Genomic DNA, 21,584 nt, shown 5'->3' on the forward strand with positions numbered 1-21,584 from the left:
AATTAAAGGGGCGAAAAGAAATACTCTTCTCGCCCCTTTAATTCTTAAATAATAAATTTCGTATTGCAACCAGCTGACTCCGGAACAAGCTAAAAGACACTGTCAATTCGGGATTGGGAATCCTGCTTAAACAGTGTTGAATCCAAAACAAAACTTTGTTGTACGCGCGTTGAATCAATTAATAGCTGAGCTTCTGAAGAAGTATTCAGCTTTGGGCCAATCATCACAAAAGCCAGGAGTACAGTTGCCACCCCGGTTTTTAGGCCAAAACCTTTTAAGGAAAAGATCCATCCCAGAAATCCGCTGAATGAATTTTGCCGGGGCTTGCTTTGAACTGATTTGATCATAAAAGCATAGTTTAGCCGATTGATCACCTGAGGATCCGGGCTACCAATAACATCTTGTCGAATGATTTTTTCTAATTGTTTTTCCCTCATAGCCTTCTGCCTTAAAATTCAAATTCACCTTTCAAATGCTGAAATTTTTCAGCCAAATACCTGCGCGTATTAAACAGTCGTGATTTCACCGTACCCGGTGCAATCCCAAGCATGTCAGCAATCTCCTTAATCGGAAAGCCTTCCCGGTAATGCATCAGAAAAACCGAGCGATGCTCCTGACTCAAAGCATCCAGGCTTTCAAAAATGCGGCTGATCAACTCATCCTGCGAAACCAGATGAGGAATCACCGGCTTAACCAACTGCTCCTTCTCCAATTTTTCCTGACGAACCTCCCGACGCCGGTATTCATTCTTGCATAAATTATAAGCAACTGAAAATATCCAGGTTTTAAATGGGAAGTCTGGGTTAAAGCGGCTTGGGTTTTCGATGATTTTCAGAAAGACATCTTGCAAAAAGTCGTTCGCCAAGGCTTCTGAATTTCCAAGCATCCGATAGAAGTAATAATACAAACGCTCTTTGTAGCGGTCGTAAAGCTGGTTAAAAGCTTGCTGATTACCATTACAAATCGCTTGCATCAACTGCTCATCGCTCTTTATTTTCCTTTTCGCTCCGAACATGCGTTTTTGGTGCGCTTTAAAATTAGATAGATTAAACCTGCATAGGTCCCGACAATGAGCAGTGGAGCCAATGTAATTCGTCGAAAGCTAAAAATGCTTTCATCAAACTGACTGGCTTCTGAATTAGCCGGACCGCTCATTAAAACGTACGCTAAAGTTAATAAAACGACTGCGGCAATTAACCACCAATACTTCCTTTTGTCGAATAACATAGACTGCTTTTTAGAACAGTACACGCGAAAACAAAAAGGTTCACCTAAAAAGTAAATTCCGAGCACATTTTTTCAAAATAGCAGAACCGCCCAAACAGCAAATAATGCGCCAGCCCGACTCGTTGTCTGAAGTAATCAATTTATTTCTTGAAGTTCTGTGCCAGCGCTTCGGCGCAACGCTCACCATCCATGGCCGAGGAAGCAATTCCTCCGGCATAACCGGCTCCCTCTCCACACGGATACAATCCTTTAATGTGAATATGCTGCATGTCAAGGTCATTTCGAGGGATGCGAACCGGAGAAGAGGTGCGCGACTCCACCCCCACTGCCAAGGCTTCGTTGGATAAAAACCCCTTCGATTTTTTATCAATTTGCTGAATCCCTTCACGAAGGCGACTCGCAATGCGTTTGGGTAGTTTATCGTGCAAGGCCGATGCGACCAATCCCGGACGATAAGAAGAATCCGGCAGATCAGCCGATTTTTTGCCTGCCACAAAATCGGCCAACCGCTGGGCAGGTGCCAGCTGGGTTTGTCCATTCAGCATAAAGCAAAGTCTTTCTACCTGCTTTTGGAATTCCAAGCCAGCAAAAACACCGTGATGCTGAAATTCACGCAAATCCTCGGGCCGGACTTCCACCACCAAACCCGAATTAGCAAAAGGTGAATTTCGTTTGGAGGCCGACATGCCATTCACCACCAATTCGCCAGGAGCTGTTGCAGCCGGCACAATAAAACCACCCGGACACATACAGAAGGAGTACACCCCACGATCTTTCACCTGCTCAACAAAGGAATAGGTTGCAGCCGGCAAGTACGGGCCACGCTGTGGTTGATGGTATTGAATGGAGTCAATCAGCGCTTGTGGATGTTCCACCCGAACGCCCATGGCAAAGGTCTTGGCTTCCAGGTTAACTCCATTCCGATAAAGCATTTCGTAAATATCGCGTGCCGAGTGGCCCGTAGCCAAAATCAAGGCACCAAACTCATACGAATTGCCATTGGCTAGTTTCAAGCCTTTGCATTGATCATTCTTAATGATTAAATCCGTTACCCGACTGCTGAAGTGAATTTCGCCACCACACGCCAGGATTTGCTCACGCATGCCCCGAATAACCTGTGGCAGTTTGTCGGTTCCGATGTGAGGATGAGCATCAATCAGAATTTGAGGATCGGCACCAAACTGCACAAATACCTCCAGAATTTTTCGAACATTTCCCCGTTTTTTTGAGCGGGTATAGAGTTTTCCATCCGAGAAAGTGCCGGCACCACCTTCGCCAAAGCCATAGTTCGAATCCGGATCAACCAGGTGATCCCGGTGAATCAAGGCAATGTCGCGCTTACGGTCGCTCACATTTTTCCCCCGCTCGAACACAATTGGCTTAAAGCCGAGTTCAATCAGCCGCAAAGCAGCAAACAATCCTGCCGGACCTGCTCCTACAATGCCTACCGGCGGTTTCGAACCTACATGCTGATACTCGTAAGTAACTCGTTCGGTATCGGGTTGTTCCCCCAGATAAACAGCTACCCCCAGGTTAATCCTGATTTGTCGCTGGCGCGCATCAATCGACTTTCGACGCACAACAATAGCCGTAATATCAGCATCGGCCACTCCTAATTTTTTCGCAATTATGGGACGATACCACTGCTCTTCTGACGCCTGTTTAGGAGTCAGGGATATATTCAATTCTTTTTTCAACTTATTCGAAATGAAAACTTAAAGTAAAAACATTGGAAGTCAGCTTTTTGATTGCTGAAGTATAATACTGACGTTGGGTTTCATCAGGACCATCATTAAGCATATTTCCTAAACCAAGACTCACTTTCAGCTCGGTTGACAGGCGAAAGAAAGGCAGGTAACTGTCCCATCCGACACCAGCTTCAAAATAAAAGCCCCCGCGTTTTACACGAACCAGATCTTCTTTTCCTGTTTTGGAGATATCAATGCGCATGGCAGGTCCGGCAATTAAATACGGCCGTTGATTATTCAGTCGGCTGGATTTATACTTCACCAGCAAAGGCAAGTCAATATAGGTTGATTTGATGGAATAAAACTCCAGCGCCTCTGAACTGACATTGGAAATATCGTAAACCGGCACATTGTAAACCAGGCGTCGCTCTCCAAAAGACAAGCCTGGCAAGAAGCGCAGGTCAAAATATTCACCCAGCCTCAAGTTACTTACAATCCCAACCGTAAGCCCTGGAATGGGCTGAGCAATATCGGCAAAAACCGTATCCTGAGCGGTAATCTCATGCCCATCAACATTTTGCCAGTCTTCAAAAACAAAATCCGGATTATTACCAATCGGACGATAATGTTCCATGCTAAAGTCCAGCGTATTGATTGCAATGGTAAATCCAAAGTGTAGTTTTTTGTCATCAAACGTGGTCAAATTTTTGACACGCTGATGCTGAGCAAAAGCACTTGCTGACAAATACAAAAGGATAATAATGCTAATGAGCTTTTTCACTGGTTCTGATCAAATTTTACAACTGAAACAATTCCTTCAAAAGCGAGTTGTTCTAATTTACCATGTTTGAGAACTTTGACATCAAAAATAAGGATCAAAAACAAATTCCAAACAATCTCATGCTTGAAAAACCGCAATATTCAGGAAATATTGTCTTGCAGCACGCGTGAACGTCATTATTTGCGTGCAATATAAATCGTTGCGATCCCTAAGGTTAGTCTTTTCTGGCTAACCTCAGTAAAACCGGTTTGTCGCAAAATATCAAGCATTACCTGATCATCAGGAAAAGCCATAACCGACTCCGGCAGGTATGAATAAGCCGAGGCATCTTTTGAAATCATTCCCCCAAGCCGCGGTAAAATATGAAAGAAATAGAACCGATACAGCTGTTTAAACGGGAAATATTTAGGTTTCGAAAACTCCAGAATCAATGCCAAACCGCCTTCACGCAAAACCCGGTGAAACTCATCTAATCCCTTTTGAAGATTTTCGAAATTACGCACCCCGAAAGCCACAGTAAGCGCATCAAATGATTCATTTTCAAAAGGCATGTTCTCCGAATCGCCTTTTTGAAAATGAATCACCGAACTAAGCCCGCGCTTCTTCACTTTTTCTTCCCCCACGCGGATCATCTGCTCCGACAAGTCGAAACCAACAATCTCGTCCACTTCCAGCTTGGAAGCGGCAATGGCAAAATCACCGGTTCCGGTGGCTACATCCAGGATGCGTTTGGGCTGGTCTTTTTTCAAAATACGAACCGCTTTTTTCCGCCAGAGCTTGTCGATGCCCAGGCTTAAAAAGTGGTTCAAAAAATCATATTTAGGAGCAATATTGTCGAACATTTGCTCGACCTGCTGTTTTTTATTCTTATCAGAATCTTGATATGGAGCTACTGTCATTCAGCGTTTGGTATCATTTTATCAATAAACCCAAGGGATTCATCATCAACCCGGATTTCTCCTTTAGTGACATGTCCCAAGGTAAAAAATGGCAATTTTGTGCTTTGCAGATAATCCACAAAGTCATCTTCGTTTTCTTGCGAAACCCCTACAATTAATCGGCCCATAGACTCGCCAAACAGGAAGGCATCGCGGCGGATTTCAGCATCAGTCGTAATGTCAAAACCTAAACCTGCCGGCATTCCGGCACGCAGCAATGAAAAGAAAAGACCTCCACGTCCTACCGGGCTGGCTGAAGAAATCAACTGCCGGTCCACAAGTGTCTTCATAGCTTCCTGCAAGCGAACTTCCATGTCAATGTCAAATTGCGGAAGAGGCGAATCATACACTTCATGATAAAATTCCAGGTACTCCGAAGAACTAATATCATCAAACGATTTTCCGATAACAAAGATATTGTTGCCTTTGTTTTTCAGCTTGTGCGTAATCACTTTGTTTTTATCTTCCACACTCCCCATCAAGCTCACAATAATGGTTGGTGTCACTGTGCCGTGTCCGCTAAAATAATCGAATCGAATTTTGCGGTCCGACACTTTCACTCCAAACTTTTTGCAAGCATTTTCCAGCCCTTTCTTTGCTCCCGAGGCAATAAACTGTCCGTTGGGATGAGCAATGTTGATATGATACAGGAAAGCACTCACTGCTTCAGGTTTAGCCCCGTAACAAGCCATTCGGCGAGCTGCTCTGCTAATCAGGATTTCAATTGCCGTTTTAGGGTCTGTATCCAGATGATGATGAAAGGCATGTGTCGTCATGGCCATCATTTGCCCATTGTCTGCCGTGAAAATCCCGGCATCGTCGGTCTCTCCGTTGGCCACACTTTCCAGATCAAATCCTTCTTCACTAAAATCATTAAAGTAATTAACCGGGGCCAGATTGGGATTGACCATTAGGTTAAAAACGATATCATTGATATCTTTGGGCTCTTCAATCTGATCAATAGAGAACACCGCTTGGTTTTCAGCAATTTCAGCCATAATTGTATAAATCTTTAGGTCGATAATGAAAACAAAAATAGTCAAGTAGTTGATTTTTCCATAAAAAAAGAAGAATTTTAATTCCCTCAGAATAAACAACAAAATGCCATGAAACAAAAAATTGCTTTAATTACCGGAGCCACCTCCGGCATTGGGTTGGAAACCGCCAAAATACTCTCCGAGAATCATTTCAACCTTATCATATCCGGAAGAAGACACGATCGGCTTGAAAAATTAAAAGAAGAATTAGAGCACGAAACCTGCCAGGTGTATCCCCTCTGTTTTGATGTTCGCTCGAAAACAGAAGTTGACCAGGCCTTGGCGTCACTTCCCGAAAACTGGAAACAGGTAGACATTCTGCTCAACAATGCCGGACTGGCTGCCGGAATTGACCCGATCAATCAAGCAGACTGGGAAGACTGGGAAGCAATGATTGACACCAACATTAAAGGCCTGCTGTACATGACCCGCGAAGTTTCGAACTGGATGATTGCCCGCCAGCAGGGACACATCCTCAACGTGTCTTCAATTGCCGGCATTCAGGCTTACCCCAATGGTTCGGTGTACTGCGGAACCAAGCATGCGGTTAATGCAATCAGCAAAGCCATGCGCATCGAGCTGGCTCCTTACAACATCAAAGTGGGGACCATCAGCCCCGGTGCCATTGAAACCGAATTTTCCCTGGTTCGTTTCAAAGGCGACGAAGCGAAGGCCGCCAAAGTTTATGAAGGTTTTACCCCTTTAAGTGCCCGCGACATTGCAGAAAGTATTTACTTTGTGCTCTCGAGACCGGCGCATGTCAATATCGATGATTTACTGATCATGCCGACAGCCCAGGCCTCAGCACGAGATTTTGTCAAAAAATAAAGCTGAGAAATGAAGTTAAGCTCAAGTTATTTAAAAGACTTCACCCAACAAGTCTTTGAAAAAATAGGCTGCCCGCCCGAGGAAGCAGCATTGGCTGCTGACTGCCTGAACCAGGCAGATTTACGCGGAGTAGATTCACACGGAGTAGCCCGCCTGAGTGGTTATGTGCGTTTGTGGGAGAAAAACCGACTGAACGCCAGCCCTCAAATGAAAATTGTACATGAAACCCCATCAACAGCGGTGCTCGATGCCGACTTGGCCCTGGGCCTTGTTGCCGGACCTAAAGCCATGCGCATTGCCATGGATAAAGCACGCCAGGTAGGTAGCGGATGGGTAGCTGTGAAAAATTCGAACCATTACGGAATTGCCGGTTACCATGCCATGCTGGCTTTGGATGAAGACATGATTGGTATTTCGATGACCAACGCCAGTCCGTTGGTTTCACCGACCTTTTCCAAAAGTCGCTTTTTAGGAACCAACCCCATTGCGGTGGCTATTCCCGCCCAGGATGAACCTCCTTTTGTGATGGACATGGCCACAACTACCGTTGCCAATGGAAAACTGGAAGTTTTGCAACGTAAGGGCGAAGATGCCCCTCTTGGATGGGCACAGGATAAAGACGGATGCCCAACAACCGATGCCTTTGCGCTGAAAAAGGGCGGAGCCATGCTTCCGCTAGGTGGAGACCGCGAACATGGCAGCCACAAAGGCTATTGCCTAGGTGCGATGGTTGACATTTTCTCAGCCGTTCTCTCTGGAGCCAACTACGGACCATGGGTTCCTCCGTTTGTCGCTTTCCTCGATCCTCCGGCCAACCCCGTGGGTGATGGTATTGGACACTTTTTTGGCGCCTTCCGCATTGATGCTTTTCGCCCAGCCAAAGACTTTAAAGAGCATATGGACACCTGGATTCGTACTTTCCGAACAGCGGAGCCTGTCAACTCAGGAGATGAGACGCTGATTCCGGGCGATCCGGAACGCCTCTTGACGCAGGAACGCCTGGCTAACGGAATTCCTGTCCAACAAGCAGTTATTGAAGACCTGGAGAACCTGGCTTCAAAATTTGAATTAACTTTTAACGCCACTCAATATGCCTAAGACACTGGTCATTACCCCTGTAAAAAACTCCATCGAAACAACCTTGCAAACCATTGAGGCCATTCACCGGGCCAATGGAGATCATCAGCATGTGGTTTACAATGATTTCAGTACACCTGAAACAACAGCCATTTTGGAGGAGAAGCAAGCGGCCTATGGCTACAAACTTGTCAACTTGAAGGATCTAACAGAAACACCATCGCCCAACTATAATTTGGTGCTTCAAATGGCACAGCAAAAGGCGCTGGAGCTCAACATCCCTTTGATCGTTATTGAATCGGATGTTATCATTCAGCCAGACACTTTGGACAAAATGCGGAATTTGAGTCAAATTGCTCCAAACTGCGGTATGCTGGGAGCTGTAACCACCAATGAGGAGGGAGCCATTAACTTTCCTTACCTGAATTTCAAAAATGAAAAGCAGCCCCTTATTGATACCTCACACAGCTTAAGTTTTTGCTGCACCCTGCTCACTCCCGAGTTGCTCCGGAATTTTTCCTTTCAGGAGCTCTCACGCGAAAAGGATTGGTATGATGTATTCATCTCGCGCAAGTCAAAAACATTGGGCTATAAAAATTACCTGGCCACCATGCTGCCCGTCATTCACAAACCGCACAGCAGCCGTCCGTGGAAGCATTTAAAATACACCAACCCGGTAAAATATTATTTCAATAAATTTACCAAACGAAAAGACCGCATCTAATGCCACTAATCAGAAACTACCAACGCTACAAAGTACTCCTGCAGATTTTATTCTGGCTAAGCAGTACCGCTTTTGCGTTGGCTTCATTTTATGTGGCTTCTGATTACCGATTCAGTCCGGCAAAAGATATTTTGCGGGCATTGATTTTGAATACCGGATTTGCGCTTGGTGTTTACATCAACCTTTGGGTGTTGATTCCAAGGTTTCTGAAAAAGAAACACTACATTTTCTACACCTTCTGGTTGTTGATTTCCATGGCGATGTCCTCGCTTGTTATACTCGGACTGTTTTACAGCCTGCAGCATTTTTACCAACCCAGGCTGTTTTCCACCTATTTTTTCACCACTGGCTTTTACATTGGCATCAGCTCGCTGGCCAAGTTTGTGAACGACTGGATAAAAATGCAGGACATCGAGCTGCGGTACAACAAAGTGGAGCGGGAAAAACTGAAGGCTGAACTCAACACCCTGAAAGCCCAAATCAACCCGCACTTTTTGTTTAATTCGTTAAACAACATTTATTCCCTTTCGCTGACCAACTCGAAGAAAACACCTGAGATGATTCTGAAACTGTCGGACTTGATGCGACATGTTCTCTATGAATCACGGGAAAACCTCATCAGCTTGCAGAAGGAGGTGGAGTTTATTCAAAACTTCATTGAGCTGCAACGCATTCGCCTGTCCGATCAAACAGACATTCGTTTTGAGCTGGACGGTGCTATTCGGGACAAACTTATTATTCCACTCATTTTTGAGCCGTTTGTTGACAACGCGTTTAAACACGGAAGTAAATCCATCAGTGAGAAGGCTTTCATCCACATTCAAATTCAAGTAAAAGATAACTGGCTTCATTTTAAGGTAAGCAACAACTACGAGGAGGGGCTTCAACCTACCAAGAACGAAGCACACGGCATTGGCCTTAAAAACGTCCAAAAACGGCTGGAGTACCTCTACAAAAAAGAGGAATACCATTTAAATATCAGCAAAAAAGAAAATATCTTTAAGGTTGAATTGCAACTGTTACTAAAAACGACCAAATGATTAAAGCAATTATTGTTGATGATGAACCGTTGGCACAAAATGTGATTCTGCAATTTGCAAAAGACATTCCCGGGCTTCAGATTGTCTGCACCTGTAACAATGCCCTGGAGGCGAGCAGCAAACTAAAAGAAAGCCCGATTGACCTGATGTTTCTGGATGTGAACATGCCCCGTCTCAGCGGGCTGGAACTGCTCAAAAACCTGAATAATCCTCCGCTGGTCATCCTAACAACCGCTTATTCGGACTATGCCATGGAAGGCTACGAACTAAACATTCTGGATTACCTCAAAAAACCTTTTTCGTTTGAGCGATTTTTCAAGGCGGTGCAAAAGGCCGAGGAACAACTGAAACTGCGCCAGCTGCACCAGGAAGAAAAGCAGGCGGCGGACTACATCTTCATAAAAGCCAACAAAAAAAACATTCGGGTTGAATTTAAGTCCATTTGTTTTATTGAAGGCTTGGGCGATTACATCAAAATTCATCTGAAAGACAAACATCTGGTTACCAACCTATCCATGAAAAAGATGGAAGAGCTACTACCCGCTGATCAGTTTTTCAGAACCCATAAATCCTACCTCATTCGCCTGGATCAAATTCAAAGCATTGAAGGTAATCTGGTCGAGATCAACGGCAACAAACTTCCGGTAGGGAACAATTTCCGGCAGAGCTTTCAAGAACTTATCAATAAACATGTTATCAAATAGGCGGGCTCTAGCCTCAAAAGAATACACCTAATGCATAAAAGCCCATTGCCCACAGAAGAAACTATTTCTCGGGGCAATGGGCTTTTATCTTTTCTCGGTTTCAGGTAACGGACAGCTACAGCTCAAAACCCTGCTTACGCAAGGTATCCATCAGTTTTGCCGAGAAAGCCTCTGCATCTTGCTTTTTATAGCGAATATCGGTAAACACCTGTGCCAGATTTTCTTTCTTATTTTCACTCACAAACTGCAGAGAACTTGGCAGGTTTTCTTTTTCAGAGAAAAGTTCATTCACTTGCTCTTCCTTAAAGTCAACATATTTTTCATGGTGCACAACGGCATTTAGCGGCAAGCGATCGGTCAGTGGCGGTTCCTGGTCCGGGTAGCCAAGTACAATTGCTGTAACAGGAATGACCCCCCTGGGAAGCTCCAGCGTATCAATAAACTCCTGTGCATTGTACAAAGCCGTTCCAAGGTAGCAAATACCCAGCCCGTGCGACTCGGCCTCAACACACAAATTTTGCGCAAACAACGACGCATCAATCGTTGAATTCATCAGCCATAGCAGGTTGTTGTAGCCCGCATCGGCATTGCGCTGTTTACACCAGTGATTAAACAAGTTGATGTCTGCACAAATTGTCAGTAAAACCGGTGCCTGTTTTACCATGGGTTGATTGAAATGAAGTGGAGCCAGCTGCGCTTTCTTCTCTTCATCACGGGTTACCACGACACTGTAAAGCTGCATGTTGCCCGTATTGGATGCCCGTGTTCCTGCCTCAACAATCTGGTTAAGCAGATCATCTGCAACAGGTGTGGATTTGTATTGACGAATTGAACGGTGTTGAAATAGAAGTTCCATAGGTATGCCTTGATTTTTTGTTTTGACGCCACCAAAGTTAAGGATTTCTTTCAATCGGTCAGAACTCAGGTTCCAACTCCGGATTCAAGACGAACTTCGAGTGACGCTTAAAAATAAAAAAGGGAAACCGATTGGCTTCCCCTTAAATTCTTGGTGCAAATTTCTTATTGCTTTATGATTCGTTCTGTTTTTACAACAGCATCATCTTTATCGACTAAGGTGAGGAAGTAGATTCCACTTCGCAGATCACCGGTATTGATAATTTCTGTTGGATTAACAAGGTCTTTAACCCGCTGCCCGGCAATGTTCGAAATCATGATGCGTGACAACTTACTGGCATTTTTAATGGTTATGTACGTATCAAACGGATTTGGATAGACGCTAAACATCTCAGCAACTTCGCTTGGATCCTCAATTGAAGTAAGCCAATCACCCGTGGTAAAAGTCCAGCTTGTTTGGTCGGTCAACCCGGCAAAATCGTTTCCAGCCAAATCTTCAATCGCCCCAGCATCAACATTCACGAAATAGGTGGTTTGACGGTCCAGACCTCCTTTATCAGCATCGTAATCATAACTTATCGTAACCGTGTTACCATTAATCACTGCAGAAGACAAAGGAATAACCATCCAGGCTTCCGACTCTCCGGCTTTGGTAATTATTAAATCACCGGCAACACCCGACAACTGAACGGCCTCGCTAAAGGTCATCACAAACTCGGGATGATTGTCATCCTGCTGACCAGTTGGCGAAAATGACTCCAACACCGGAGGCGTATTGCCAAGCGTATAAGTAAACACGTCACCTGCAAAACTATTATTCGCTGCATCTTTAATTCCGGTTCCTACTGTGAGGGTCAACACTTCACCATCGTTGCCCGACATACTTACGGTAAACTCAGTTCCGGTTCCAGGCGTAACAGTTCCTCCTACAACATCTCCCTCGTTCAGTGTCACTTCGCGGTTGAAGGTCAGCACAACATCAAATTCCTGAGGCATGGCGTCTCCTGAGCTTGGATTAGCTGTCAGGCTTATCGGATCAACAGTTACAACAACATCGTAAGTACACCCACGCGCATCAACAACGGTAATGGTATTCGTTCCTTCGGGAAGAACAAAATCGGGACCTGCAGTCGAAACACCATTCAACAAATAAGAATAGGGAGCCTCTCCTCCACTTGGTGTTACGGTAGCATTCAAATCATCTTGTTCCACGGTTGCTGTCAGTCCACTTTCAACTGCAGCCAACGACACCAACTGGGTCGTTTCACCACATTCGTAAGGGAAATAGCGGACATAAAAATTATAATTACCGGCATTGGCTTCTTCATAAGACAATCCTTCTATTTCGATGGTTGAATCAAATGTTTCCCAGGCTGAGCGCATGCCTTCTACGCCATCAACTACAGGAGCATAAGACACTTCAAACTGATGACTCGGAGCTCCTGAGGCCGATACAAGAACAGTCACGGAAGTCGCCCCAAAACACGTTTGGTCTTCAACCGTAAACTGAACATCCGGCACCTGATCCAGCACAATGCTCTCCGACATCGCTTCACAGTTATCATCCATTACCTTCACGGCATATTCAGCACCAATTGGCACAACAAATGAAGGGATGCTTACTTCTGAACCATATGGAGTCCCATCTTGGTAGAGCTGATAAGAATAGGATCCGCTTCCGCCTTCGGCTTTGGCTTCTAACCATCCTTCGGTTGCATCGGGACATGAGAAAACACCTTCAACCCGAATAAATTCAGTAATTACCAACTCATCAGGTTGAGAAATGACCACCTGCTCAGTGGCCTCACATCCGCCAACCGTTTCGGTTACCGTAATCTCATATGTTCCAGCTACCAAGTCAGAAATGACCATTCCATCCAACACGTCGCCATTAACGGTGATTTCGTAATTGGCACTTTCACCACCATCAATGTTGGAGATGGTAATTTCGCCGGTCGACTCGCCATTGCAAGCAATGAGTTTCGTAATATCTGTATTGAAAGTTACCGGAGGGTTAGCATGATCTACTTGCACCCGCCACTCAGGGGCGAGTTCTCCTCCAACCAGGCACCCCTGACCATCTGCATCTTTCACCCAAACCACATACGTTGCAGGAGTTTCAACAGAAACTGTCAACGTACCATCAGCCGCTGCAGGCATCCATACCGTATTTTCACCTGGCAGAGTTGCTGTCGGAACAGCTCCTGTTGCCGGGTCTACCGTTGCATAGTAATACATATATCCTGGCACTCCGCCAGTAGCTCTAATAGTAAATTCGCCCGGTTCAGTACAGCGAATGTGACTTACCACCTCAGCCTCCAGCAACAATGCTTCAGCTGGTTCCCACACCGAAAGCTCGATACCTTCAGACAAGCAACCATTACCATCTCTGACAAACACGCTATAATCGCCAGCCATTAACCCGGAAAGTTCAGCTGATCCGCCTATCGCGGTTTGGGAGGCGACCAAGGTATTGCCTGAATCATATAGCTCAGCCACATAACCAGCCCCGTCAGTTCCGCCTTCAATTCCGCTCACATCAATCACTCCGGCGGCGGCCCCTTTACACAGCAAGTCTTCTGTAACTTCAGCAGCAAAGGTAATCGGGCTCTTTCCTTCGATTGTGGTCTCGCCTGTTCCTTCACAAGATTTGCTATCATAAGCGACAACCGAATAAGTTCCGGCCGCATAGCCAGCTGTAAAACTGTACAGGCCGGCAATTGCTGTTGCTGTTTCGAGCACTGTACCTTCCGAATCCTTTAATTGGATTGTATAATCCACATCGTTTCCACCACTGACCTTGACGTCAATCGAACCCGCTTCATCCATGTAACAGGCATCCCCTGCAAAGTTGGGAGTCAAACTGACAGTAACCGGCGCTGGCTCGTTGATTATTACTTGCTGAGGAGCTGTTTCACAGCCATTGCCGTCTCTTACTCTAACTTCGTAAACACCTGGCGTATAAACGACCACATCTTTGCTAGCCCCTTCAATATTACGCCATCCTTGGTTTGAAATAACCATCTGATAAGGATGGTCACCATCGAACGTTCCTCCTGAAATATCCAAGTGAATCATTCCATCTTTCGCTCCATAGCAGGTTATATCTTTCTTGGTCACTACAAAAGAAAGTGGCAGCACATCTTCCGAAGCAATTGTGACCTCAGTGGAAAGACAATTGCTGGCAAGTTCCTTGACCTGAACAGTAAAGCTTTCTCCTTCAGTTACCCCAAACTGGTTAACTGAAGAAAAGCTACCCGCATTAAACGCAAATTCGTATAAATCGGTGGCGTATCCCTGCACCTCGTAGGTAAGCTCATCCCCATCGCAGACCGTTGACAGGTCTGTGACCATTACCACATCACTTGCAGATAGCTCCCAAGCGCACTGAGCGTAGCTCCAGGAAGAAATACAGCACAAGCCGACAAGCAATGTTAAACTAAGAAACCGAGTAAAGTTTTTGCTCATAGAATCTGGTTTTATTTATTATTTTTTGATAATCATCATATTCGTTCATTTCACCACTTAATAGGTAAGGCCGTACATTAACAGCCATAGGTCGTCTTGCTCCATAAATGGAGAAAAGTCCAGCGTAAATAAACAATTGAATGTTTCATTGAATTTGGCTCAGGAAATTGGGATATTCAAACATAACTTTTGATTCTTACAAACAGGCGCCCAATTCGTTATTAGAAAGGCCCCCACAGAGTTTTCCGGGCACTCCAATTGCAACGTTGCAATTCAGCCCGAACAAAGAATTAAGTTTGAAATACGAAAAAGTTGTGTCAGTCTTTTCTTCATATTCTTGGGTTTAAGTTTAAGTTTTCCATCCTGGCTTTATTTACTACCATTACGGCCATATTTCCCTCAAGTAACACATTACTTACAAACCTATGAAATTTATCGCCAAAGCACAAGGTTTTTTTTGAACAATAATAAACTTAGTTTATCTAAAAAATCCACCAACAAGCGATACGTCCCCCTAAAAATGACCCACTTGTCATCTCTTGAGATTAATAAATAAATTTAATTAAACACCCAGATTCAGACAGCCTAAAAAAAAGAGATTAATCATCTGAAAATGATCAAGCCTTAAGGCAATCCGAATACTTTTTACTTGCATCATTCCGTTAATACAATAACTTTGACTCCTTTAATCATTTCAAGATGCAAACAAAAATTATTTGGAAACCCCTACTCCTAGCAACGTCTCTAGCGCTATTCATGCTTAGTTCCTGCAAAACATGCAAATGCCCAGCATACAGCCAAAGGGCACCAGAACAGGATATTCAGGACTTGAAGACGCCAACCATGCAGAACTCACAAGCAGTCAATTTGACGCTTTCGTGGAACGATGCAGTATGCTCCTCCCAAGCGTTTTAAACCAAGAGATCATCATCTTTCTCTGCGATGAAATTAACATAACCACACACAAACTCCGGGCAATTTCTTAACAAATCCTTTGCTGCCTTTCAATAACCAATCGTTCAATTCTCCGTAGGCTCAATTACAACTCGCGCCCAACATTAACTGTATTTTAAGCCCTGAGGAAAAAAATCAATTCAAAATCGAAAAATTTGATCGTCTTAAATTTAGTTAGTTATTTTGTGGGGCTTTGAAAAAATACTTAAAAGCTAATAGATCAAAAGAATAATCTTTCATTAATTTTTAAATTATCAACTATGTCAAAAATTAAAATCGGTATCAACGGATTTGGCCGTATCGGTCGTTTTGTTTTCCGCCAAGCTGTTGCAAAAGGTACAATTCAAGTAGTTGCTATCAACGACTTGATCGATGTAGACTACATGGCTTACATGCTTAAATACGATTCAACTCACGGACAATTCGACGGAACTGTTGAAGTAAAAGACGGTAAATTAATCGTTAACGGTGACGAAATCCGTGTAACTGCTGAAAGAAACCCTGCTGACATTAACTGGGGTGCTGTTGGTGCTGAGTACGTTGTTGAGTCAACTGGTCTTTTCTTGACAAAAGAATCAGCTCAAGGTCACATCGACGCTGGTGCTAAAAAAGTTGTGATGTCTGCTCCTTCTAAAGACGATACTCCAATGTTCGTTATGGGTGTAAACAACGCTTCTTACACAAACGATATGAACTTTGTTTCTAACGCTTCTTGTACTACCAACTGCTTGGCTCCTGTAGCTAAAGTATTGAATGACAAATTCGGTATCAAAGAAGGTTTGATGACAACTGTTCACGCAACTACTGCAACTCAAAAAACAGTTGACGGTCCTTCTATGAAAGACTGGAGAGGTGGACGTGGCGCTGGCCAAAACATTATCCCTTCATCTACTGGTGCTGCTAAAGCTGTAGGTAAAGTTATTCCTGAATTGAACGGAAAATTGACAGGTATGGCTTTCCGTGTTCCTACTCCTGACGTATCAGTTGTTGACTTGACTGTTACTTTAGAAAAAGGTGCTTCTTACGAAGAAATTTGCGCTGCTATGAAAGCTGCTTCTGAAGGCGAATTGGCTGGTGTTCTTGGTTACACTGAGGACATGGTTGTTTCTAACGATTTCGTTGGTGACACTCGTACTTCTATCTTCGACGCTGGTGCTGGTATCTCATTGTCTCCAAACTTCGTAAAAGTTGTTTCTTGGTACGACAACGAAATGGGTTACTCTGCAAAAGTTTGCGAATTGATCCAATACATGGATTCTGTAAAATAATTACAGACTACAATAGTTTAAAAGAAAGGCTTTCCGTCAAGATGACGGAAAGCCTTTTTTATTTTGTATTAAAATTGTGGGAGCAAATTCATTCTCTTCTTCAGCAAACGCCACAAACAGAAAGCTCTCGAATGAAGCAGGAACACCTGGCTACCGATTACGAACTATTCGTGACGCAAACTTTCAATCGGGTCCATACGAGCTGCTTTTTGCGCAGGATAATAACCTGAAATAATTCCAACACCAAAACACACAATCACCCCTGTAAAAATCCACAGCCATGGAATAATAAAAGAACTGCCGATCAGAACCGAAACGATATTCCCCACCAAAATGCCAAGCACAATTCCCAAAGCACCTCCAATTTGCCCGATCACCACAGCTTCCATTAAAAACTGCTGGCGGATCAGACTTCCGTTTGCACCTATTGCTTTGCGAACGCCAATCTCCCGTGTTCTTTCCGTTACGGATACAAGCATAATATTCATCAATCCCACAGCAGCGCCAAACAAAGTAATCATGCCAATTATAGTAGCCACCAAGGTGATGTTTTTAATGTTATTCAAAAGCATATTCACCAGGTTATCACTTTTCTCAATATTGAAGTCCGTTTCATCCATTGGACTCAGTCCCCGAATGACACGAAATGTCCCCTCAGCCTCACCAACTGCCGCATCCACCAGCTGGGTATTTGCAGCTTTAACCTGAATAGTAAAGTTCATTTGCGGACGCGAAAAATAAGTTCGAACATTGGAGTATGGGAGCAGACAAATCTCATCGCCGTTATCGCCAAATCCGCCGCCTTTCGATTTTAGTGTCCCTACCACCCTGTAACGTCCGCCTCCAATACTGATTTCCTTTTGTAACGGATTCACATCTTTTCCAAACAAGCGCCGAACCAATCCATCTCCAAGCACCACCACATTAGCCCCTGCAACCAAGTCAGCCCCCATAAGGTTGCGGCCCCGTTCAATTTCGAAACCGGAAGCCACAATGTAATTCTCATCAACCCCTCGAACCGTCACATTCGGGTTCGATTTTTCTGAGCCATATTTTACAGTAGCCGTACCCGTGGCCGTTACTGAAACCGCGACAGTAGCCGGAAAATCAAATTGCTCTTGAAATTCCTGAGCCTGGTAATAACTGATGTAAGCGTGGTTCTTGGTACGAATTCGCTCATTACCCACCTGCACAGTCATGCCGCGCGAGGTAATGGAAAAGGTATTCGCCCCCATAAAGGTAAATTCTTTGGTTATGGAGGACTTAATGGAGTCAATCGCCGTCAGAATCCCAACCAAAGCGGTGATTCCAACAGCAATAATTAATACCGTCAGAATTGTCCGCAACAAATTTGAGCGAATCGATTGAAGTGAAATCTTCAAATTCTCGTAGAGTAGTCCTCGGTATTGCATAATCTCAATCTTGCTTGACTTGTGTTACTGTGTTCCGAATTAATGTGTAAACTTAATGGTAGCCAAGTTCAAAATTTATTCGGAGGAAAACAACGAATCATTCCATGAAAAAACAGAATTATTCAATCAAATATTCATCGAATCACTAAATAAAAAGTTCAATTCTTCAGTTTGGAATCACTTTTTCACAAAAAACACACAGCCCACAACAAGCTATAAAACAACACATAACAAGCATCAATCCGGCAATTAATCTTTTTTAACATTTATTGCCTAACCTTTCTGAAACGATCACCGTTTAAAAAACCTGTGTGCCAATAAAACAACTAAAATTATTAATCAACAACATAAAAATACTGAATGGTATTCCAGTTAAAAATAACTTCTATTGAGAATGCTGATTTTTTAAGGATAATCGAAATAGATGGAAAAAGCAGTTTTGCAGATTTACACTGGTGCATTCAAAAGTGCTGCAATTACAGTTCCGATCAACTGGCCTCCTTTTTTGTGGCCAGCAAGCACCACGGGAAACAAACAGAAATCACATTCTTAGATTTTGGTAGACCTGGGTCCTCCATTTTAATCATGGGGAAAACCCAACTACATAATATCCTCTCAAGCATAGGACAACGTTTGCTCTATGTATTTGACTTCTTTAATGACAGATCTTTTTATATTGAATTAACTGAAATTTACATGGAAAAGAATCTTCGCGAAAACCAAGTCACCTATCAACAGGGTGATGCCCCTGCACAAGTTCTGGAAGAAGAATTACAGGACCAGGGTCTCGAAATTCTCAATCAGGAGAATAAATATCAGGATTATGGTGATTTAGATGATTATACCGAAATTTTTGGCGAAATGGAGGATCTAATCGAAGGGGACTAAAGGGTCCCCTTCCTTATTTTCCCAAAAGCACTACCTTTGTCCGTTCAATGATTTAACAACGAATGGAGAAAACATTAATAGTCGTTCAAGGGCCCACGGGCATTGGAAAAAGTTCTTTAAGTATCCAACTGGCCAAACATTTCAAAACCGAAATCATTTCGGCTGATTCCCGTCAAATTTTCAGGGAACTGTCCATCGGAACAGCTGTTCCAACACCGGATGAGCTCAACCAGGCTCCCCACCACCTCATCCATTCCCATTCCATTCATGATGATTACAATGCCAGTCGCTTTGAATCCGACGCACTGGACTTAATTGCAAGCTGTTTTTCCAAACAAGATATGCTGGTTATGACAGGTGGCTCCATGCTCTATGTTGATGCGGTATGCAAAGGAATTGATGAACAACCGGACGTTGATCATGAAATTCGGGAAAAACTAACCCGCGATTTTGAAGAAAAAGGCATTGAATACTTACGCATGAAATTAAAGCAACTTGATGCCAGCTACTACCAGCAAGTTGACCTCAAAAACCCCAAACGGCTGATTCGGGCATTGGAAGTCTGCCTGATGACTGGCAAGCCCTATTCTTCATTCCGGAAAGAAACAATCAAAGAGCGTCCATTCAAAATCCTGAAAATTGGATTAAACATGGAACGTGAAAAACTCTACAACCAGATTAATAAACGGGTAGACCTTATGATGGAAGCCGGTCTGGAAGAGGAAGCCCGAAGCATTTATCCGTTCAAACACTTAAACTCACTCAATACCGTAGGTTATAAGGAGCTTTTTGCTTATTTCGATGGCGAAACCAGTTTGGAGAAGGCTGTTGAACTCATCAAACGAAACTCACGGCGCTATGCCCGCAAGCAGCTCACCTGGCTGCGCAAAGATCCGGACATTCATTGGTTTGAGCCCCATCAACAGGAGGAGATCATCTGCTTTATTCATGAAACTCTGAAGACATGAAACCAATGCAACCAAATCAATTTACCATTCGGGTTTATGGTCTTTTCATCAACGACCAACAGGAGGTGTTGATTACCGACGAATTTCAACTCAATACAAAAATGACCAAATTCCCCGGAGGCGGCTTGCAGTTTGGCGAAGGAACCATCGATTGCTTAAAACGGGAAATGCTGGAAGAATGTCAACAGGAGATTGAATCAATCACCCATTTCTACACCACTGATTATTATCAAAAAGCCTTTTTTTACGAGAGTCATCAACTCATCAGCATTTACTACAAGGCCCGATTAAAAAAGCCCCTCAGATTTAAAATTTCTCAAAAGCCCTTTGATTTTGAAATTGAGGAGAACGGACAACAATCGTTTCGATGGATAAAGCTGAAAGCGTTAAATCCTGACGATTTCTCTTTCCCGATTGATAAACATGTTGCACATTTGCTGAAACAACAAAATTCCTAGAAATTACGGATAGAGGTCCTACCTCCAAAAGTATAGCTTGAAATGACTAAAACCATCAAAATAATAGGTCCGGCTTATCCGTTTCGCGGCGGACTGGCAGCATATAACGAACGTTTGGCTATTGAGTTTCAGAACCAGGGCTACCAGGTAGAAATAGAAACCTTTACCATTCAATATCCGAAACTTCTGTTTCCCGGCAAGTCGCAGTATGTTGACGGACAAGCACCAGAGCAGTTAAAAATCAAGCGAACCGTAAATTCCATCAACCCTCTCAACTGGTTTCGGGTTGGAAAACGTATTCAGAAAGAAAAACCCGACCTGTTGATGGTACGATACTGGCTGCCATTTATGGGTCCCGTTTTAGGAACCATCTGTCGCATTGTACGCAAAAACGCACATACCAAGGTGGTTTGCCTCGCCGACAACATAGTGCCCCACGAAAAACGCCCCGGTGATCGTTTGCTCACTCATTATTTCATGAAAAGCATTGATGGCATGGTCGCCATGTCACAATCGGTACTCAACGACATTAACCTCTTCACTCCCGGGCTCCCCCGGGCACTTTGCCCGCACCCCTTGTTCGATAACTTTGGCGAACGCCTGGAGCAAACGAAAGCCAAAAGTATGCTTCAACTGGACCAGGAAACCAGCTACTTACTTTTCTTTGGTTTTATTCGCGAGTACAAAGGACTCGATATTTTGCTAAAAGCCTTTGCTGATGAACGAATACAAAAGCTTCCGGTGAAGTTGATTGTTGCCGGTGAATTTTACACCAAGCCCGAACCCTACCTGCAAATGTTAGCCGATTGGAATCTCAATAACCGGGTTCTACTACACACGGACTTTATCCCGAATGATAAAGTCAATCAGTATTTCAGCGCAGCCGACTTGGTAGTACAACCCTATAAAAGTGCCACGCAAAGTGGTGTAACACAAATTGGCTATCATTTCGAAAAGGCCATGCTGGTAACCGATGTGGGCGGGCTTTCTGAAATTATACCGCACAAAAAAGTTGGCTATGTAGTGCCCCCCAATGAAAAAGCCATTGCTGATGCCATTGTCGATTTTTACGACAACAAACGCCAGGCAGTATTCGAAGAAAACATCATCGAAGAGAAAAAGAAATTTTCCTGGGCTAACATGGTTCAAGCATTTCAATCGGTTTACAACTCACTGAACAAGCCTTAAAAAATCCTGTTTTTTTTACGAGTAAGACTGGTCGGTCTGAACAAATACAGCCACTTAATGCTTTCATTAACGATGGGTGAA

Annotated in this window: 20 protein-coding genes; 10 read left to right on the top strand and 10 right to left on the bottom strand. The window is 43.9% G+C overall.

Annotation, left to right across the window (positions count from 1 at the left end; translation table 11 throughout):
• Nucleotides 1-89 precede the first annotated feature (89 nt).
• The 7 genes from ACRD6K_RS11510 to ACRD6K_RS11540 form a co-directional block, all read right to left on the bottom strand.
• The gene (locus ACRD6K_RS11510) at nt 90-437 is read right to left on the bottom strand and encodes a hypothetical protein (protein WP_299579224.1); all 348 of its coding nucleotides are present in this window, start codon (nt 435-437) and stop codon (nt 90-92) included.
• A gap of 11 nt (nt 438-448) precedes the next feature.
• Nucleotides 449-1,015 carry an RNA polymerase sigma factor gene (locus ACRD6K_RS11515; protein ID WP_430973370.1) on the bottom strand — a complete coding sequence of 189 codons (567 nt, stop codon included), beginning with the start codon at nt 1,013-1,015 and terminating at the stop codon, nt 449-451.
• A complete protein-coding gene (locus ACRD6K_RS11520) occupies nt 991-1,227 on the bottom strand; it encodes a DUF3098 domain-containing protein (RefSeq protein WP_363322888.1) in 237 nt (78 codons plus the stop codon). Before ACRD6K_RS11520 ends, ACRD6K_RS11515 begins: the two co-directional genes overlap by 25 nt.
• Nucleotides 1,228-1,367: 140 nt before the next feature.
• On the bottom strand, nt 1,368-2,924 hold the full coding sequence (locus ACRD6K_RS11525) for an NAD(P)/FAD-dependent oxidoreductase (RefSeq protein WP_430973371.1): 1,557 nt from the start codon (nt 2,922-2,924) through the stop codon (nt 1,368-1,370).
• 1 nt (nt 2,925) lies between these two features.
• Complete coding sequence (gene porT / locus ACRD6K_RS11530; protein ID WP_299579233.1) at nt 2,926-3,696, bottom strand: type IX secretion/gliding motility protein PorT/SprT; 771 nt, start codon at nt 3,694-3,696, stop codon at nt 2,926-2,928.
• A gap of 176 nt (nt 3,697-3,872) precedes the next feature.
• Nucleotides 3,873-4,595: a bifunctional demethylmenaquinone methyltransferase/2-methoxy-6-polyprenyl-1,4-benzoquinol methylase UbiE gene (ubiE, locus tag ACRD6K_RS11535; protein WP_430973372.1), complete on the bottom strand. Its 723-nt coding sequence runs from the start codon at nt 4,593-4,595 to the stop codon at nt 3,873-3,875.
• Nucleotides 4,592-5,677, bottom strand: a complete 1,086-nt coding sequence (locus tag ACRD6K_RS11540; RefSeq protein WP_299579239.1) for an AIR synthase-related protein — start codon at nt 5,675-5,677, stop codon at nt 4,592-4,594. The genes ubiE and ACRD6K_RS11540 overlap by 4 nt, the downstream gene beginning before the upstream one ends.
• 63 nt (nt 5,678-5,740) lie before the next feature.
• Here ACRD6K_RS11540 and ACRD6K_RS11545 point away from each other — a divergent pair, with 63 nt between their 5' ends.
• The 5 genes from ACRD6K_RS11545 to ACRD6K_RS11565 are packed head-to-tail and all read left to right on the top strand — an operon-like array spanning nt 5,741 to nt 10,044.
• A complete protein-coding gene (locus ACRD6K_RS11545) occupies nt 5,741-6,499 on the top strand; it encodes an SDR family NAD(P)-dependent oxidoreductase (RefSeq protein WP_430973373.1) in 759 nt (252 codons plus the stop codon).
• Nucleotides 6,500-6,508: 9 nt separating this feature from the next.
• The gene (locus tag ACRD6K_RS11550) at nt 6,509-7,597 is read left to right on the top strand and encodes an Ldh family oxidoreductase (RefSeq protein ID WP_299579246.1); all 1,089 of its coding nucleotides are present in this window, start codon (nt 6,509-6,511) and stop codon (nt 7,595-7,597) included.
• Entirely contained in the window at nt 7,590-8,300 is a 711-nt protein-coding gene (locus ACRD6K_RS11555) for a glycosyltransferase family A protein (protein ID WP_430973374.1), read from the top strand. The genes ACRD6K_RS11550 and ACRD6K_RS11555 overlap by 8 nt, the downstream gene beginning before the upstream one ends.
• A complete protein-coding gene (locus ACRD6K_RS11560) occupies nt 8,300-9,340 on the top strand; it encodes a sensor histidine kinase (protein ID WP_430973375.1) in 1,041 nt (346 codons plus the stop codon). Before ACRD6K_RS11555 ends, ACRD6K_RS11560 begins: the two co-directional genes overlap by 1 nt.
• A complete protein-coding gene (locus tag ACRD6K_RS11565; protein WP_430973376.1) occupies nt 9,337-10,044 on the top strand; it encodes a LytR/AlgR family response regulator transcription factor in 708 nt (235 codons plus the stop codon). The genes ACRD6K_RS11560 and ACRD6K_RS11565 overlap by 4 nt, the downstream gene beginning before the upstream one ends.
• 115 nt (nt 10,045-10,159) lie before the next feature.
• Here ACRD6K_RS11565 and ACRD6K_RS11570 read toward each other — a convergent pair whose 3' ends face one another.
• Nucleotides 10,160-10,900, bottom strand: a complete 741-nt coding sequence (locus tag ACRD6K_RS11570) for a nitroreductase family protein (protein ID WP_430973377.1) — start codon at nt 10,898-10,900, stop codon at nt 10,160-10,162.
• Between the two features lie 164 nt (nt 10,901-11,064).
• Nucleotides 11,065-14,367 (bottom strand): Ig-like domain-containing protein, encoded by a 3,303-nt coding sequence (locus tag ACRD6K_RS11575; RefSeq protein ID WP_430973378.1) that lies wholly within the window; start codon nt 14,365-14,367, stop codon nt 11,065-11,067.
• Between the two features lie 1,214 nt (nt 14,368-15,581).
• Here ACRD6K_RS11575 and gap point away from each other — a divergent pair.
• The gene (gap, locus tag ACRD6K_RS11580; protein WP_299579264.1) at nt 15,582-16,589 is read left to right on the top strand and encodes a type I glyceraldehyde-3-phosphate dehydrogenase; all 1,008 of its coding nucleotides are present in this window, start codon (nt 15,582-15,584) and stop codon (nt 16,587-16,589) included.
• Between the two features lie 164 nt (nt 16,590-16,753).
• Here gap and ACRD6K_RS11585 read toward each other — a convergent pair whose 3' ends face one another.
• Nucleotides 16,754-18,001, bottom strand: a complete 1,248-nt coding sequence (locus tag ACRD6K_RS11585; RefSeq protein WP_430973379.1) for an ABC transporter permease — start codon at nt 17,999-18,001, stop codon at nt 16,754-16,756.
• A gap of 360 nt (nt 18,002-18,361) precedes the next feature.
• Here ACRD6K_RS11585 and ACRD6K_RS11590 point away from each other — a divergent pair, with 360 nt between their 5' ends.
• From ACRD6K_RS11590 to ACRD6K_RS11605, 4 genes are all read left to right on the top strand, one after another.
• Nucleotides 18,362-18,889: an IS1096 element passenger TnpR family protein gene (locus ACRD6K_RS11590; RefSeq protein ID WP_299579270.1), complete on the top strand. Its 528-nt coding sequence runs from the start codon at nt 18,362-18,364 to the stop codon at nt 18,887-18,889.
• Between the two features lie 62 nt (nt 18,890-18,951).
• Entirely contained in the window at nt 18,952-19,857 is a 906-nt protein-coding gene (gene miaA, locus ACRD6K_RS11595; RefSeq protein WP_430973381.1) for a tRNA (adenosine(37)-N6)-dimethylallyltransferase MiaA, read from the top strand.
• Nucleotides 19,854-20,315 carry an NUDIX domain-containing protein gene (locus ACRD6K_RS11600; protein WP_430973382.1) on the top strand — a complete coding sequence of 154 codons (462 nt, stop codon included), beginning with the start codon at nt 19,854-19,856 and terminating at the stop codon, nt 20,313-20,315. Before miaA ends, ACRD6K_RS11600 begins: the two co-directional genes overlap by 4 nt.
• Nucleotides 20,316-20,357: 42 nt before the next feature.
• On the top strand, nt 20,358-21,503 hold the full coding sequence (locus tag ACRD6K_RS11605; protein WP_430973383.1) for a glycosyltransferase: 1,146 nt from the start codon (nt 20,358-20,360) through the stop codon (nt 21,501-21,503).
• Nucleotides 21,504-21,584: the final 81 nt, after the last annotated feature.

Origin of the sequence: Sunxiuqinia rutila (genome assembly GCF_050589705.1) — a bacterium.
GTDB classification, from domain to species: domain Bacteria; phylum Bacteroidota; class Bacteroidia; order Bacteroidales; family Prolixibacteraceae; genus Sunxiuqinia; species Sunxiuqinia rutila.